General features: G+C 64.7%; 20 protein-coding genes. 9 read left to right on the forward strand and 11 right to left on the reverse strand.

Going from position 1 to position 15451, the window contains the following annotated elements:
* Positions 1-222: 222 nt before the first annotated feature.
* Positions 223-1272 carry a hypothetical protein gene (locus tag ACODSZ_RS05300; RefSeq protein ID WP_488927184.1) on the reverse strand — a complete coding sequence of 350 codons (1050 nt, stop codon included), beginning with the start codon at positions 1270-1272 and terminating at the stop codon, positions 223-225.
* A gap of 291 nt (positions 1273-1563) precedes the next feature.
* On the opposite strand from ACODSZ_RS05300, the gene ACODSZ_RS05305 reads away from it, so the two are divergent.
* Positions 1564-2226 carry an HAD family hydrolase gene (locus ACODSZ_RS05305; protein WP_175344957.1) on the forward strand — a complete coding sequence of 221 codons (663 nt, stop codon included), beginning with the start codon at positions 1564-1566 and terminating at the stop codon, positions 2224-2226.
* Between the two features lie 10 nt (positions 2227-2236).
* On the opposite strand, the gene ACODSZ_RS05310 is transcribed toward ACODSZ_RS05305, so the two are convergent.
* On the reverse strand, positions 2237-2389 hold the full coding sequence (locus ACODSZ_RS05310; protein WP_488927185.1) for a hypothetical protein: 153 nt from the start codon (positions 2387-2389) through the stop codon (positions 2237-2239).
* Entirely contained in the window at positions 2386-3087 is a 702-nt protein-coding gene (locus ACODSZ_RS05315; RefSeq protein ID WP_008333262.1) for a YoaK family protein, read from the reverse strand. Before ACODSZ_RS05315 ends, ACODSZ_RS05310 begins: the two co-directional genes overlap by 4 nt.
* 318 nt (positions 3088-3405) lie before the next feature.
* On the opposite strand from ACODSZ_RS05315, the gene ACODSZ_RS05320 reads away from it, so the two are divergent.
* The 3 genes from ACODSZ_RS05320 to ACODSZ_RS05330 all read left to right on the forward strand — a co-directional run bounded on the left by ACODSZ_RS05320 (position 3406) and on the right by ACODSZ_RS05330 (position 4632).
* Positions 3406-4026 carry a response regulator transcription factor gene (locus ACODSZ_RS05320; protein WP_488927186.1) on the forward strand — a complete coding sequence of 207 codons (621 nt, stop codon included), beginning with the start codon at positions 3406-3408 and terminating at the stop codon, positions 4024-4026.
* 158 nt (positions 4027-4184) lie between these two features.
* Positions 4185-4364: a BrnT family toxin gene (locus tag ACODSZ_RS05325; RefSeq protein ID WP_488927187.1), complete on the forward strand. Its 180-nt coding sequence runs from the start codon at positions 4185-4187 to the stop codon at positions 4362-4364.
* Entirely contained in the window at positions 4351-4632 is a 282-nt protein-coding gene (locus ACODSZ_RS05330; protein ID WP_488927188.1) for a BrnA antitoxin family protein, read from the forward strand. The genes ACODSZ_RS05325 and ACODSZ_RS05330 overlap by 14 nt, the downstream gene beginning before the upstream one ends.
* A gap of 82 nt (positions 4633-4714) precedes the next feature.
* Here ACODSZ_RS05330 and ACODSZ_RS05335 read toward each other — a convergent pair whose 3' ends face one another.
* The 5 genes from ACODSZ_RS05335 to ACODSZ_RS05355 all read right to left on the reverse strand — a co-directional run bounded on the left by ACODSZ_RS05335 (position 4715) and on the right by ACODSZ_RS05355 (position 9590).
* Positions 4715-5596 (reverse strand): helix-turn-helix domain-containing protein, encoded by an 882-nt coding sequence (locus ACODSZ_RS05335; protein WP_488927189.1) that lies wholly within the window; start codon positions 5594-5596, stop codon positions 4715-4717.
* A gap of 173 nt (positions 5597-5769) precedes the next feature.
* Positions 5770-6303 carry a Dps family protein gene (locus tag ACODSZ_RS05340; RefSeq protein ID WP_034351661.1) on the reverse strand — a complete coding sequence of 178 codons (534 nt, stop codon included), beginning with the start codon at positions 6301-6303 and terminating at the stop codon, positions 5770-5772.
* Positions 6304-6308: 5 nt separating this feature from the next.
* Complete coding sequence (locus ACODSZ_RS05345) at positions 6309-7136, reverse strand: alpha/beta fold hydrolase (RefSeq protein ID WP_008333269.1); 828 nt, start codon at positions 7134-7136, stop codon at positions 6309-6311.
* Positions 7137-7271: 135 nt separating this feature from the next.
* Complete coding sequence (locus tag ACODSZ_RS05350) at positions 7272-7694, reverse strand: DoxX family protein (RefSeq protein ID WP_488927190.1); 423 nt, start codon at positions 7692-7694, stop codon at positions 7272-7274.
* A gap of 12 nt (positions 7695-7706) precedes the next feature.
* Entirely contained in the window at positions 7707-9590 is a 1884-nt protein-coding gene (locus tag ACODSZ_RS05355) for an amidohydrolase (protein ID WP_175345042.1), read from the reverse strand.
* A gap of 292 nt (positions 9591-9882) precedes the next feature.
* Here ACODSZ_RS05355 and ACODSZ_RS05360 point away from each other — a divergent pair, with 292 nt between their 5' ends.
* The 5 genes from ACODSZ_RS05360 (at position 9883) to ACODSZ_RS05380 (ending at position 13125) form a co-directional block, all read left to right on the forward strand.
* Positions 9883-10572 carry a hydrolase gene (locus ACODSZ_RS05360; RefSeq protein ID WP_488927191.1) on the forward strand — a complete coding sequence of 230 codons (690 nt, stop codon included), beginning with the start codon at positions 9883-9885 and terminating at the stop codon, positions 10570-10572.
* An 84-nt stretch (positions 10573-10656) separates the two neighbouring features.
* The gene (locus tag ACODSZ_RS05365) at positions 10657-10824 is read left to right on the forward strand and encodes a DUF1427 family protein (protein ID WP_083859654.1); all 168 of its coding nucleotides are present in this window, start codon (positions 10657-10659) and stop codon (positions 10822-10824) included.
* A 14-nt stretch (positions 10825-10838) separates the two neighbouring features.
* Entirely contained in the window at positions 10839-11081 is a 243-nt protein-coding gene (locus ACODSZ_RS05370) for a DUF1427 family protein (protein WP_008333276.1), read from the forward strand.
* A gap of 50 nt (positions 11082-11131) precedes the next feature.
* Positions 11132-11509, forward strand: coding sequence for a response regulator (locus ACODSZ_RS05375; protein WP_488927192.1), 378 nt, complete (start codon positions 11132-11134; stop codon positions 11507-11509).
* A gap of 62 nt (positions 11510-11571) precedes the next feature.
* Positions 11572-13125: a sensor histidine kinase gene (locus tag ACODSZ_RS05380; protein ID WP_488927193.1), complete on the forward strand. Its 1554-nt coding sequence runs from the start codon at positions 11572-11574 to the stop codon at positions 13123-13125.
* A gap of 18 nt (positions 13126-13143) precedes the next feature.
* Here the strand turns inward: ACODSZ_RS05380 and ACODSZ_RS05385 are convergent, their stop codons facing one another.
* From ACODSZ_RS05385 to ACODSZ_RS05395, 3 genes are all read right to left on the reverse strand, one after another.
* Positions 13144-14046, reverse strand: a complete 903-nt coding sequence (locus ACODSZ_RS05385; protein ID WP_488927194.1) for an AraC family transcriptional regulator — start codon at positions 14044-14046, stop codon at positions 13144-13146.
* 113 nt (positions 14047-14159) lie between these two features.
* The gene (locus tag ACODSZ_RS05390) at positions 14160-14798 is read right to left on the reverse strand and encodes an FMN-binding negative transcriptional regulator (RefSeq protein WP_241822865.1); all 639 of its coding nucleotides are present in this window, start codon (positions 14796-14798) and stop codon (positions 14160-14162) included.
* A gap of 72 nt (positions 14799-14870) precedes the next feature.
* Positions 14871-15320: a PACE efflux transporter gene (locus ACODSZ_RS05395; protein ID WP_008333290.1), complete on the reverse strand. Its 450-nt coding sequence runs from the start codon at positions 15318-15320 to the stop codon at positions 14871-14873.
* Positions 15321-15451 lie beyond the last annotated feature (131 nt).

Raw genomic sequence — 15451 nt, forward strand, 5'->3', positions numbered from 1 at the left:
AGAAAGCTTCACCCGCCCTGAGCGGCAATCGTAGTACCCCACGACAAAGGGCGGCCCCAGGCCGCCCTTTGTCATTTTCCTTCATGCGAGCCGAAACCCTCAGAACAACAGGATCAGCAGCAGGATGATGGGGATGGGAATCCCCAAGAGCCAGAGCAGAATGGCGCCCATGTCAGTCTCCTTTGAAAGTTGGGATGCGGATGTGTTTCCGGTCGCGCCGCTTCAGCGCAGCTCGGGCTCGGCGACGCGGTGAGCATGGCGCTCGTGATGCAGGACCGGTTCGCCGTAGAGTTCGTTGCGGTCACGCAGGCGGCCGCCATAAGTGGCCAGCAGGCTGGCGACGAAGGCCCCGCACAAGAGCGCCAGGAACATCCACAGCGAGGCATAGGCCGCCGCCTTGCGGGCGGCATCGGCGGCTTCCTTGCCCTTGGCGGCAGCCTGCTCCAGGTTGCGCTGGTAGGCGGCGAAGGTATCGGCCACGCGCTTGTCGGCATCGGCTTGCGACAGGCCGGTATGGCGTGCCACCAACTGGCCCAGGTAGCGCTTGTCGTTGTCCGCCAGTTGCTGGTTGGCCAGCGAATAGCCGAACACGCGGACCACTTCCATGCGCTGGGCCGAGCTCAGTTCACGGCCATCAGCGGGGGTCGGTGCGACCAGCGGGGCAGCAGGTGCAGCGCCAGCGTTGGGGGCAGCGGTCGGGTTGGTATCGGTGCGGAACATGGAGTCGATGAAATATCCCGAGGCGCGATCGGCCAGGTTGCCTGCCTGTTGCGCGCCGTCCGGACCAATGGCCGCCGCAGTCGCGACAGCACCGGTCCCCAGCGCGCCACCGGCGGCACCCAGGGTCTTGGCACCGCCCGAGATCACGCTGCCCACGGCCGAACCCAGCAGGGCGGCGGTGGCCAGCGAGGCCACGGCCCAGGCCAGCAGGCCATGCGCGGTATCGCGGAAATAGACTTCACGGGTATGCAGACCCGCCCATTTCACGCGCAGGCGGCCCGCCAGGAAACCGCCGATGGCCGAGGCCGCGATCTGGGTAAAGAGCAGCCAGCCGGCGGTGGAGTAACCGATGGCCTTGGCCGAAATACCCTGGCCGGACCACGGCGAGATGGAGGAGAAGCCCAGGCCGAAGCCCAGCATCACCAGGATGAACGACAGCGCGGCGGCGGCGAAGGCGCCCGCCAGAATGGCGCCCCAGGAGACGCCGGAACCGTTGTTGTTGACGGCCTCGACACTGGCCGCTGGAAGGGAATGAATGCTTGAGGTGGTCATGAGTCTGCTCGCAATTCTCGGTGGATTCTGGATGGATTGATCTCTGCGGCGAGCGCAGGGCCGGGCGGCATTGCCACGGGAAGACTGTAGGGGCGCGGCGGCGGTGACGCCATCGGCGCAGTTCGGCAGGTGGCGTAGGAGAGCAGGCATACCGGTAGTCGGCATGCAGGAGACGGACCATGCAGGCGTACCGGGCTCGCCACGAAAAACTGCACGGCATGGGCGCGCCGGGTCTTATAGAATGGGCGGCTCACCCGCGCGGCACAGCCGCTTCACACTGCTACGGATCCCATGATCACGACTCCCATCACCCACTTCCTGTTCGACCTCGACGGTACGCTCATGGACAGCGATGCCCTGCACCACGCTGCCTTCAACACCATCCTCTCGCGCTGGAACCGCTCGGTGGATCTCGATTACTACAAGACCCACATCATGGGTGCCTCCAATGCCATGATCTTCGGTCACCTGTTCCCCGGCATGCCGGCCTCGGAATATCAACCGCTGGCCGAAGAGAAGGAATACCTGTTCCGTTCCCAGTTGGAGCGGCAGGTCGTCCCTACGGCCGGCATTGAGCGCCTGCTCGACCATATCGCCCGCATCGGCGCGCGCACGGCGGTGGTCACCAATGCACCGCGCGCCAATGCCGAGCTGATGCTCAACGCCACCGGCCTGGCCGGTCGTTTCGATACGCTGGTCATTGGCGATGAACTGGAACGTGCCAAGCCCGATCCGCTGCCCTACCTGACCGCGTTACGACTGCTGGGCGGAACACCGCAACAGGCGGTGGCCTTCGAGGATTCGAGTTCGGGTGTGAAAGCCGCCAGCAGCGCCGGGGTGTGGACCTTCGGCATGCTGGGCGGGCTGGATGAAGCGCGCCTGCGTGCGGCCGGCGCCCATGCGGTGATCCGCGACTTCAACGGCCAGCCGCTGTGGGACAAGCTCGGCGGCTGATCCCGCGCCCTCAGTCGGGACGCGCCGCCCCCACGTGATGATCCGGCAGGAACCACAACAGGGCCAGCAGCACGTAGATGGCGGTGGCGCCCAGCGGTGCTGCCAGCGAGAGCGCAATGGCGATGACGCCATCGCTGAAGGCTTCCAGCCGCGCCTTGTTCACAGCCCTGCCGCCTTGGCCGGCAGCGGTTGGCGGAATTCCCACACCACCAGCGCCACCAGGATAAGCACCGGCACCATCAGCCCGGCAAAGCCGATGGCGTGATAAGCGAAGGCGGCGGCGATGGCCCCTGCGCCGAAGGACAGTACCGGCCACACGAACTTGATGCAGCGCTCGGTGGTCCCGGCATCGGCGGCACCGCGCAGCATGTCCACCACATCGATCACCACTTGGGTGACATTGCCGGTCATCAGCGAAGTCGGTGCCAGGTGCGCCAGCAACAGGCGACTGATGGCGCTGTGCACGCCCATGGACGCCGTACCCAGCAGGCCGGCGGCCATCACCCAGCCTGCCGTGGGCGATTGCACCGGGGCAGCGGCGATACCGCAGAGCATGAAGCCTGTCAGCAGCAGCAGTTGCAGCAGCAGCGACCAGCCCAGCGCCCGACCCGCGCGGCGCTGGATGGCGGCGATGTAGAGGCGCGCCACCGCCACCCCCACAATGAAGGCCGGGAAGGCCAGGAACTTGAGCAGGATGGACATCTGCGCACTGTCGGCCAGGGCGGCACCGATGAGGATGAAGTTGCCCGTCACGTGGGCCGTGAACAGGCCGAACAGCGCGATGAAGCCCAGGGTATCGACATAGGCGGCGAGAAAGGCCAGTCCCGAGGACTGGAGGCGGTTGCGTTGTGCGGCTTGCATGGGGATCTCGCAGTGGTGAGGCGGGGAGCCAGGCCGCACACCTTAGCACCGCTGCGGCCGTGCGCCCATTATCCCTGTGGATAAGACAAGCCTGACCGGGACCGACTCCTTGCCTGACCGACAACAAGGTCGTCTGCCGGGATGCGGCAAAGGCATTTTCTACAAAAAACAGCACGTTTGTACAATCCAAGCCTGGCCGGAATGCCGATGATGCGAACTGAACAACGGCACGACATGGCCTGTGGCGCCCGCGGATGCGGGCGGGTCCGCGCACCTGTTCGGCCCAGGATTTTTGCAACCGGCAAGACGGATGGCACTATGGAAAGCACCGTATACGTCGTTGATGACGATGGCATGGTCAGGACCGCCCTGTTGAGACTGCTGGCCTCGGCCGGTCTGAAGGCACGCGGCTTTGCCTCGGCCGATGAATTCCTGCGGGAAACCCTGCCGGGCACACCCTGCTGCCTGCTGCTGGACATGAAGATGCCGGGCTCGGACGGCTTCGAGGTGGTACGGCGTCTGGAACAGCGCGGTGATGCCATTCCGGTCATCTTCATCTCGGGCTACGGCACTATCCCCGTCACGGTACAGGCCATGAAGGCGGGCGCGCATGAATTCCTCACCAAGCCCATCGAAGACGAACGTCTGCTGGGTGCGGTGCAGGATGCCCTGACCATCGCCGGGCGCAACCTGCATCAACGGGTGGAGCAGGCCGCCAACACCTCGCGCCTGGAAAAGCTCACGCCGCGCGAACGCGAAGTGCTGGAACTGGCCATCGGCGGGCTGCTCAACAAGCAGATCGCCACCGAGCTGGGCATCAGTGAAATCACCGTCAAGGTCCACAAGCGTCGCGTGATGGACAAGATGCAGACCAGAACCCTGGCCGACCTGGTGCGCGCAGCGGAGCGCTTGCAGATTCAATCGGCGCGGCAGCGCTAGGCGAACAGGGTTCGCCTCCCCCCTTCCGGCCACCCATCGGTCACCTCAGGCGAGACGGCTCGAAGTCCTTCGACTTCGTCCAGCGTTATGGTGCCGACTTTATGGGTAGCGGCAGATCATCCTTGCCCCGCATATTTATCGTAGCTACGATAATATGTATGGACATCGTATTCGACCCCGGCAAAGATGCGGCCAACCTTGCCAAACATGGCGTCTCACTTGCGCTGGCCGCAGAGATGGATTGGGACGATGCGCTGATCAGGACCGATGACCGGCGGCGCATGATCAGCCTGCGCAAGGCCAATCAAAGGGAGTTTCAACTGTATGCCGAAAATTAAACAAGGGGCGCTTCCCCCTGACGATGCGGAAGATGCCGCGATCACTGCGGCGGCCTTGTCGGATCCCGACAATCCCCCCCTGACGGCCAAGGATTTTGCAGCCATGCAGCCGGCACGCAGCCGCGGCCGCCCCGCCGGCAGCGGGACGAAGGTCCAAGTGACGATGCGCTTCGATATCGACGTACTGGAGGCTTTCAAGAGCCAGGGCGCAGGCTGGCAAAGCCGGATGAACGGCGCATTGCGTGAATGGCTTGCGCAGCATCGTTGAGATTGCAGGCTGCGCGAAAGGCCTTGATGCCTGTTCGCACTGAGAACCCATTGCGTCAACAGACATGAGATGCGTTCTCAGTTCATTGGGGGTGTGCTTCTGACCGATCTCGTCCCCTCACCCACCCCATCGGCCCCACCCCCATCACCTGCTTGAACACCCGGCTGAAGTGACTCTGGTCGGCAAACCCGCATTCCAGCGCAACGAGCGACATGCTCTTGTCGCCCTCGCGCAGCAGACGGCAGGCCAGAGCGATGCGCTGGCGCTGCAGCCAGGCATGCGGGGGCAAGCCGAAGCTGAGCTTGAAGGCGCGCGAGAAATGTGCGCGCGACAGCCCGCATTGCGCCGCCAGCTCGGCCAGGCGCACCGGCTGCCCCAGATGCGCCAGCATGTAGTCGCGCACCCGCACCTGCTGCCACCCGGCCAGGCGGCCGCCGCTGCGCGCCAAGGGCTGGCCGCCGTAACGCTGCGCCAGATGGGTATGCAGGGCCAGCATGACGCTGTCGACAAAGACCGTATCACCCTGTTCGCCCTGCTCGACCTGTTCGGCCGTCTCCCCCAGCATCGGCAACATGGCCTGGATCAGATGCCAGACCACCGGATCGCGTACGCCCTGCCGCTGTTGCAGCAGGCCAATGCGCCGACCGTGCTCCTCGCTCCAGCGCTCCAGCGTGGTACGCGGCAACTGCAGGCGCACGTTGTCGTAACCCGAGAGATGCTGGCAACGCCACTGCTCGCGCAGGTCGGTAATGGCCATCTCCCCCAGGCGGTGGCCACCGGCATGCACCAGCTGTCCGGCGCGCCAGAGCTTGTGATGGCGAAAATCCTGCAACTGCACGATGACCGAAAAGGCATCCTCGCCGGGAATGTCGATCACCGGCGCGATACCTGCCGGCACGCCCCCGGCAGGCGACTGGGTCGCACGTGCCAGGAGAATGTCGTCCTGCAGACGAATGCGCTTCATGAATCGCTGGGAGATGGGCTGGATCACGCGAAAAAACGGTCAAGTTGAATAAAAAAGCAACGGTCCGCTCCAGCTGCCGCTCACAGGCCGGCGCATCCGAAGCTGGGTGAAGGAAAACGCAAAAAAGGCAGAGCCGTCAAGCTCTGCCTTTTTCCAGTCCCGGCGTACAGGACTCACATCGAAGTCCGCCCCGATTCGAACAGGAACCAGGCCCGCTGCTCGGCCTCGTCGATCCAGTTCTCCAGCAGGCTGGCCGTGGCCACGTCGCCATGCTCGTCGCACAGCGCGTGGGTGGCCAGCATGAAACCGACCAGGCGCAGATTGTCTTCGCGCAGTTCGGCCAGCATGTCGGAGGGCGTGACGAAATCGGCATCGTTGTCGGCCAGTCGCTGCAGCCGGCCGACATGGCCGGTGGAACGCAGCGTGGTCGCGCCGATCTTGCGGACCCGCTCGGCCACCGCATCGGTGATGGCGATGATCTGCTGCGCCTGGTCGTCCAGCAGCAGGTGGTAGTCACGGAAGTGCGGGCCGGACATGTGCCAGTGGAAATTCTTGGTCTTCAGGTACAGCGCGAAGATATCCGCCAGCAACATGGTCAGCGCCCCGCCGATTTCCTGCGTGGCCAGCGCCGAAAGTGCGCCGGGCGTGGCCAGCGGCGCCAGCCGGCGCTTTTCCAGCTGCTGGCGTTGGGTTGCGTCCAGGCTCATGGTGCTCACCCCTTCAGGAAGGCCAGCAGGTCTTCGTTGATCTGATCCTTGTGGGTGGCGCACAGGGCGTGCGGTGCACCGCCGTAGATCTTCAACTGTGCCCCCGGCACCATCTCGGCCACCAGCTTGCCGGTGGTCTGGAAGGGCACGACCTGGTCGTCGTCGCCGTGGATCACCAGGGTCGGGAAGTTGAATTTCTTGATGTCTGCCCGGAAATCGGTACCGGAGAAGGCCGTCACGCAATCCAGCGTGCCCTTGAGCGAAGCCAGCATGGCGATGTTGAAGGTCTGTGCCAGCACGCCCGCGCTGACCGCATTGGCCTTGCCGGGACGATTGGTGCCGAAGAAGACCGCCGCGAAATCGCTGATGAATTGCGCACGATCCTTCAACAGCCCTTCCTTGATACCGGCGAAGACCTCGGCCGGTACGCCCTGCGGGAAGTCCGGGGCCTGGCCGAAGATCGGCGTCACCGCGCCCAGCAGTGCCGCCTTGGCCACGCGCTGGCTGCCGTGGCGACCAATGTAGCGGGCCACGTCGCCACCGCCCATGGAGAAGCCGACCAGGGTGGCGCCCTGCAGGTCCAGCTTGTTCATCAGCTCGGCCAGGTCGTCGGCGAAGGTGTCGTAGTCATAGCCGCTCCAGGGCTGGCCGGAACGGCCGAAACCACGGCGGTCATAGGCGATGACGCGATAGCCGCGCTCGGCCAGGAAGTTCATCTGGTATTCCCACATGTCGCCATCCAGCGGCCAGCCGTGGCCGAAGACGACCGGTTGGCCGCTGCCCCAGTCCTTGTAATAGATTTCAGTACCGTCGCGGGTGGTGAGGGTGCTCATGGTGTGACTCCTTGTGAAGTAATGTGGACGTTGCCGCTTGCGCGGCCAGCGTGCAGGGGGACAGCAGCCGCCCTGCATGCAGGGCGGCTTGAGAACAGGGATGGGACGACACCGACCGCCGTGGCCGGGCAGCCCCTAAGGCTGCGCCGCAGCCTGGCCCAGCCGCCACTGGCCGGGACCGCACAACGCGATGGCCGTGAAGATCACCAGCAGCAGCCAGCCGAACTGGCCCTCGGCAATGCTCCAGTCAGGATGCACTGCCAGCATGGCCACCAGCAGTACCCCGATGACGGGCAGGCAGGCCAGGCGGGTGACGAGGCCCAGGGCGATGAGCACCGGGCACAGCGCCTCGGCCAGGATGGCCGACCAGAGCGAGACCGTCGGGCCCAGGCCGAAGGGGTCTTCGATGACGGTCAGCTCATGGGCGTAATGGGTGAGCTTGGGCAGTCCATGCACGTAGAAGAGCATGAAGCTGCCCGCCACGCGCAGGAACAACAGCCCCACGTCCAGGGGCGGGACCGGCAAACCCGGCCGGCGGGCGGGATGGCGCGTTTGCATGATCGGCTCCCGTCAGAACGCAAAGCAACTGCAACCCAACGCGCCCCAGAATCCGGCGAAATTGGACACCGGAACGCTGGACTTGCGCGCCACGTCATGCGCATGTCCATGGACACCACAGGAGCCCGCGCAGGCATGCGGCAGCGCGGTCTTCTTCTGGCGGGCGGCATCGCCCCCGGCAACGGCGCGGTAGTGCCCCGGCACCTTGGCCACCGGCGACCACTCGGGCAAGACCGGGATCTCGCCGGGTCCGTAGGAGGAGAACGGCCCGGCACCATAGACCACCTTGCCATCGACCACGGTCATGAGCGATTCGATGGCCTTGATCTGGTCTTCATGCACGCTGAAGAAATCCGCCGACAGCACCGCCAGGTCGGCCAGCTGGCCGGCCCGGATGCGGCCTTTTTTTGCCTGTTCGCTGGAGAACCAGGCGCTGCCTGCGGTCCACAGTTCCAGTGCAGTTTCGCGAGGTAACCTGCCAGTTGACCGGTACAGTTGGGTGCCGCCAACAGTACGGCCGGAGACCAACCAGTACAGTGCCGTCCAGGGGTTGTAGCTGGCCACCCGGGTGGCATCGGTACCGGCGCCGACCGGCACGCCCATCTCCAGCATCTTGGCGATCGGGGGCGTGTGCTCGGCAGCATCGCTACCGTAGCGGTCGATGAAGTACTCGCCCTGGAAGGCCATGCGATGCTGGATGGCGATGCCGCCGCCCAGCGCCTTGACGCGCTCGATGTTGCGCTCGGTGATGGTCTCGGCGTGGTCGAACATCCAGTGCAGGCCATCGAAGGGAATGTCGCGGTTGACCTTCTCGAACACGTCGAGCATGCGCGCGATCGATTCGTCATAGGTGGCATGCAGGCGGAATGGCCAGCGATTGGACACCAGATGACGCACCACGCGCTCCAGTTCCTCTTCCATGCCCTCGGCCAGGTCGGGGCGCGGCTCCAGGAAGTCCTCGAAGTCGGCGGCGGAAAACACCAGCATTTCACCTGCGCCGTTATGGCGCAGGAAATCGTCGCCGTCACCCGGCTTGACCAGGCCGGTCCACTTCTGGAAATCGGCCAGCTCACCGCCCTTGTTCTGCGTGAACAGGTTGTAGGCAATGCGGATGGTCAACTGGCCGTCAGCGGCCAGCTTGTTGATGATCTGGTAGTCATCCGGGTAGTTCTGAAAACCGCCGCCGGCATCGATGGCGCTGGTCACGCCCAGGCGGTTCAACTCGCGCATGAACTGGCGGGTCGAGTTGACCTGGTATTCCTGAGGCAGGGTCGGTCCCTTGGCCAGGGTGGCATACAGGATCATGGCATTGGGACGGGCGATCAGCATGCCGGTCGGGTTGCCCGAGGCATCGCGCACGATTTCGCCGCCCGGCGGATTGGGCGTGTCCCTGGTGTAGCCGACGGCCTGCAACGCGGCACGGTTGAGCAGGGCGCGGTCATACAGGTGCAGCACGAAGACCGGGGTATCGGGCGCGGCGGCGTTCAATTCTTCCAGCGTGGGCATGCGCTTTTCGGCGAACTGGAATTCGGTCCAGCCGCCCACCACGCGCACCCATTGCGGATGCGGAGTACGCGCGGCCTGGTCCTTCAACATGCGCAGCGCATCGGCCAGCGAGGGCACGCCTTCCCAGCGCAGTTCCAGGTTGTAGTTCAGGCCACCGCGAATGAGGTGCAGGTGGGAGTCATTCAGGCCGGGGATGACGGTGCGCCCGCCCAGGTCGATGACCTGGGTGGTGGCTTGTTTCAGACGCATCACGTCGGCGGCGCTGCCGACTTCGAGGAATTTTCCGCCGCCGATGGCAAGGGCCTCGGCGATGGGGTTTTGCTTGTCGACGGTGTGGATCTTGCCGTTCAACAGGATCAGATCAGGGGTCACGCTGGTTGCGGTCATCATGGAGGCTCCGGGCATGGACTAAGGCGATGGAGAGGGCGAATTGCGCAGGTAGTGAGGCCGCTTGCCGCGGACTGCTCATCCCCTGCGCTTTTGTTGACGCTTTTATTGGTGCTTGCAGTGTGCAAAAACGTACAGCCAGCGTCTAGCTATACGAACAGATAATGGCAGCGCTCCCCCCGCTTGCCTATGATCGCCTCCGGCAGCCTCGCTCCCGCTGTCCACCGGTCTGCTTCGCCGCTCCCCGCCACCAGGCCGGCACACTCCTCCACCATCATCCACCTACGGAATCATCATGACCACCAATACCAAGCTCGACGTGCTGACCCCGACCAACTGCCAGTTCATCATCATCGACCATCAGCCGCAGATGGCTTTCGGCGTGCAATCGATGGACCGCCAGGCACTGAAGAACAACGTCGTCGCCCTGGCCAAGTCGGCCAAGGTGTTCAACATCCCCACCGTCATCACCACCGTGGAAACCCAGGGCTTCTCCGGCTACACCTATCCGGAACTGCTGTCGGTGTTCCCCGAGCACGACATCCTGGAGCGTACCTCCATGAACTCCTGGGACGACCAGAAGGTGCGCGACGCCCTCAAGGCCAACGGCAAGAAGAAGGTGGTCGTGGCGGGTCTGTGGACCGAGGTCTGCAACAACAGCTTCGCCCTGTGCGCCATGGCCGAAGGCGACTACGAGATCTACATGGTGGCCGACGCTTCCGGCGGCACCTCCAAGGAAGCCCATGACTACGCCATGCAGCGCATGATCCAGGCCGGCGTCATCCCCGTGACCTGGCAACAGGTGATGCTGGAATGGCAGCGTGACTGGGCCCGCAAGGAAACCTACAGCGCCGTCATGGACATCGTGCGCGAGCACTCCGGCGCCTACGGCATGGGTGTGGACTACGCCTACACCATGGTGCACAAGGCCGAACAGCGCCCGCACGGCAACCAGCAGACCCTGGCCCCGGTGCCGGCCAAGTAAGCGCCCGCAGCCACTGGCGCCGCCGCCCTGCAGCCGTCGATCGGACGGAGGCGGCGGCGCCCCACCTTCATGAGGAGCCGGGCCATGTCCGCTTATCTGATTTCACTGGGGGCCGGCATCCTGATCGGTGTCGTCTATGCGCTCTTCAAGGTGCGCTCACCGGCGCCACCGGGCATCGCCCTGATCGGCCTGCTGGGCATGGTGCTGGCCGAGCGCCTGGTCAACGGTCTGGGCCCCCTGCTGGGCCATTGATTCCTGGAGTACGCATGAAACCCTATCTGATCTCCCTCCTGATGGGCCTGCTGGCCGGACTGATCTATGCCGCCCTGCACGTGCAGTCGCCGGCTCCGCCCATCATCGCCCTGCTCGGTTTGCTGGGCATGCTCATCGGCGAACAACTGGTCCCCATCGCGCGTCGCAAGCTGGCCGGGGAAGCGCTGACGGCGTCCTGGTTCCACCGCGAGTGCATGCCCAAGATCACCGGCACGCCACCGCCGGACCAGCAGTAGGCCAGGTATCGCAGGCCACAGCGCTGACGATGATGAGCCAGGGGGAGACCATGCCCGCATCACACCGCCCCATCGCCGTGATCGACGACGATCCCGGCGTTCGCACCGCGCTGTGCAACCTGCTGGACTCCGCCGGCCACCGTCATTGCAGTTTCGATTGCGGCGAGGATTTCCTCTCCAGTACCTGCCTGCCCATGGCGGGCTGCGCCATCGTCGATCTGAACCTGCCGAGGATGAGCGGTTTCGAACTGGCCGAGCAATTGCGCCTGCTGCGACCGGACCTGCCGCTGCTGTTGCTGTCGGCGCAGGCCACGGCACTGCAGCAACAGCGCGCCACTACCATGGGGATCGCACTGCTGGCCAAGCCGGTCGATGCCGATACCCTGCTGGTACTCCTGACGGCCACCCGGCTCTACGGACCACCCTGACACCCTGACCGGCAATGCGGCACAATGCGCCCTTGAGCCCACATTCTTGCCAGGAGAATCCCTTGCCGTCCGACCCGCGTCCCGCCGACGACGATGCCCTGCTGCAAACCCTGTGCGAACTGTCGGCGCTGCTCGATCCTGTCCTGCTCAAGCCGGCCATCACACGTGCCCTCTGCCAGCTTGCCGGCGCGCGGCGCTGCCTGCTGGTGCGCCATGAAGCAGGCCTGGATCTGATCGAGGCCGAAGCACGGCGTGACGGACTGGAGGTCTGCAACAGCCAGCGCTACTGCATTGCCGGACCGGATGATCTGCAGGCGGCACTGACGCTGATCCTGAGTCATCATGGCCAGTCGCATGGCGCACTGCTGCTGTTTTATGACGATGCGCCCGGCCAGGCCATGACACGCTGCGCCCGCCACATCGCAGCACATGCCGCCGTGCTGCTGAGCAATGCCGCCGACCATGCCCGGGCCTTGCTGGAAAAGGAAATGCTGCTGTGCGCCGAGCGCGAGCTGCGCACCAGCCAGGAACTGCTCAAGCAGGGCGAACGTTTCAACCACGCCGGCAGCATGCGCTACCTGGTGCGCGAAGACCTGATGTTCTGCTCCGACGAACTGTGTCGCATCTATGGCCTGCCGCCCGGCCGCAACTGCATCACCTATGACGAGTTCGCAGCGCTCATGCACCCCGATGACCGCCAGGAAGTGATCGACACCGTCAACGCCGCCGTCGCCATGGGTGGCACCATCCGCGTGGAGCACCGCATCTGCCGCCAGGATACCGGCGAAGTACGTACGCTCTCCGGCATCGGCAAGCCGGTGTGGGTCGACGGCACCTTTACCGAATACATGGGCACGGCCACCGATATCACCGTGCGGCGCCAGGCCGAGTACGCCATCCGCGCCGCCCAGGTGGACATGGAGCGCGTGGCGCGCGCCAACACGGCGGGCCAGTTGACGGCCTCCATCGCCCATGAGATCAACCAGCCGCTCATGTCCATCGTCTCCAATGCCGGCGCCAGCCTGCGCTGGCTGGACCGAAGCGCGCCGGAACTGGAGCATGCGCGTGCCAGCCTGCGCGACATCATCAGCGAAGGCCAGCGCGCCGCCGGCATCATCAGCGGGCTGCAGAACCTGACCCGCAAGCACGCGACGCAATTCGAACGTATCGACCTGCACGCACTGATCCGCCATATCCTGACGCTCTCGCGCAGCGAACTGGAGCAGCGCGACGTGCATCTGGTCCTCTCGCTCTCCCCTGCCGAGGTCCATGTGCTGGGGGATACGGTGCAGTTGCAGCAGGTACTGCTGAACCTGGTGGTCAATGCCATCGATGCCATGACCGGCGTGCCGGAAAACGCGCGCACCTTGAGCATCAGCACCACCTGCTGCAATGAGCAGCGGGTCAAGGTGACGATACAGGACAGCGGTGCAGGCATCGCCCCCGAGGCCATGCCGCGCATCTTCGACGCCTTCTACACCACCAAGGAAAACGGCATGGGCATGGGTCTGGCCATCTGCCGCTCCATCATCGAGACCCATCGCGGCCGCTTGCGCGTGACGGCGGCCTCGCCGCAAGGCAGCGCGTTCGGTTTCGACCTGCCACGCGTGCCGTGATGCGATGTGGGCCGGCCGTCAGCCCAGCCGACGGCGCCATGCGCCCGGACTGCTGCCGACGATCTGTGAGAACACACGGGTGAAATGACTCTGGTCGTAGAAACCACAGGCCACAGCGATGTCGGCCAGCGAGAGCTGGGTCAGGCGCAGGTAATGGCGCGCCATGTCGACGCGCTGGATCAGCAGCCACTGGTGCGGCGTGTGACCGGTGCTGGCCTTGAAGGCGCGCAGGAAGTAGCTGGCCGACATGTTGCACTCGCGCGCGATGTCCGCAATGGAGAGGGCGTCCCTGGACTTCTGCAACAGCATCTGCTTGGCGCGCTCTTCATGCAGCCGCGACAGCCGCATATGGCGTTGACCAGGCGGGCTGACGCCACCATAGCGCCGCAGCAGATGGGTTCCCATGGCCAGGCCGAGCTGGTCCACGAACAGGCGCTGGTCGGCATCGGGCTGCGCCAGTGCCGGTGCCAGGGCAGCGGCCAGATGAGCCAGCACCGGATCGTCATGACCGGTGACGGTGGCCAGGCCACTGGCCTTGCCTGCCCGCAGATCCTCATTGACCGTGGCGAACCAGGACAGCGGCAGCTCCACCAGCAGGAAATCGAAGGGCGTCTGCAGGTCGGCCCGGTAGTCTTCGGAAAAATCACGAATGTAGACGGCACCGCGCCCGAACTCGAACTGCGCCCCCTGGCGGCCGCGGAAGATGTTGCGGCGGTGTTGCGGGGCCATCGAGATACCCACCAGGAAACCACGATCGGAGGCCGGGGTATGGACCTGGGAGACCTCGCCACCCTCGACCCGCTTGCGATAGAAGCTGAAGTAACTGCCCTGCAGTTCCTGGCTCTGCTTGAGGCGAGTGGCCGAGCAGCCCAGCGAATCACTGCGCAAGGAGGACGTGGGGGAAGCGGTCAGGGCAGTCATGGGTGAGCGCGATGACATCAGAAAATCCGATAAGGGCGCACAGCGGCCCGGTTCCCGGATTCTACACAGGTGCGCGATACGACGTGAGGATTGCTCAGTTTCATTGCCGCCGCTCAGGATGGCTTGCGGGCAGCCTCCTGCAGCATGGCCTCGCCGACCTCTGCCTGACCACGCTCGAGCAGCGTACGGCCGGCAGCGTCGATGTCGCGCACGTCCTTGTTCTGGCTGAGCTTGCGCTTGCCTTCCAGGCGCGTGATCTCGATCTCGATGCCGACGATGGCCTTGAGCAGGGTATCGGTAAAGTCGGCGGGCGCATCGGACATCTTCCACGGCCTTGTCTCTCCGGCCTCATGGGTGCGCGTCAGGCGCGCCACCACACCGCGCAGATAGCGCTCGTCGTCACGGATGGTGACGCGCCCGTGGGCATGCGCCACGCTGTAGTTCCAGGTCGGCACCTGGCGATGTGCCTCGTGCTTGCTGGGATACCAGCTCGGCGAGATGTAGGCGTCGCCGGCCGAGAACACCACCAGTACCGCATCGCCATCGGCCAGTTCGCGCCACAGCGGATTGGCGCGCGCCACATGCAGATGCAGCGTACCCAGCGCGCCCTGAGTAGCATCGAGATGACAGGGCAGGTGATTGGCATCCAGTCCGCTGGCGGTGTGCGAGACCAGCACGCCGAAGGGATGGGCGGTGATGAGCTGGTGCAGGCTGGTGGTGTCGTTGTCGGCGAAATGGGCGGGGATGTACATGCGTTTCCTGGCAAGTGGGTGAGCTGCCTCATTGTAAGGCAAGGCCCGCCGGGAACGCCGCAGCGCGCCGACTCAGCGTGCCGGACCGGCCTGCGCGTTGACCGGCATGGCCGAGCTCGGCAGACCGAAAACGCGATCAAAGCCCAGGTTGAACAGGTAGGTGTAGATCATGAAGAAGACGATCAGCCCGAAGTCCAGCACTAGCGCATCCCACAGGCTCATGTCCAGCCACCAGGCAAACAGCGGCACCAGCATCACCACCAGGCCGCCTTCGAAACCGAGGGCGTGTGCCGCACGGCGCGCGAAGTTGCGGCCACGGCGCGGCTGGCGGGCTTCCCAGCGCTCGAACAGACCGTTGAAGATGAAATTCCAGACGAAGGCTATCGTCGACGAGGCCACCGCAGCCGCCGATGAATGCGCACCGTCATGGCCGGCGAAGACGGTCAGCCCGACCGTCGTGAAAATGATGGCCAGGCCCTCGAAGAGGCAGGCATAGACCAGCTTGCGTTTGAATCCCTGCATGATGTGCTCCTGAAAACAGCAGCGCGCCAGCTCCCTTTGCCCCCCGGAAGCGGACCCGGACTGGCCGCGCGATGGAAAGCATTCTATGATGAAGTTTTTGATGAATGAAGTCGGCTTCTTTCAGTTTTTCT

The organism is Herbaspirillum sp. FG34, assembly GCF_057809315.1.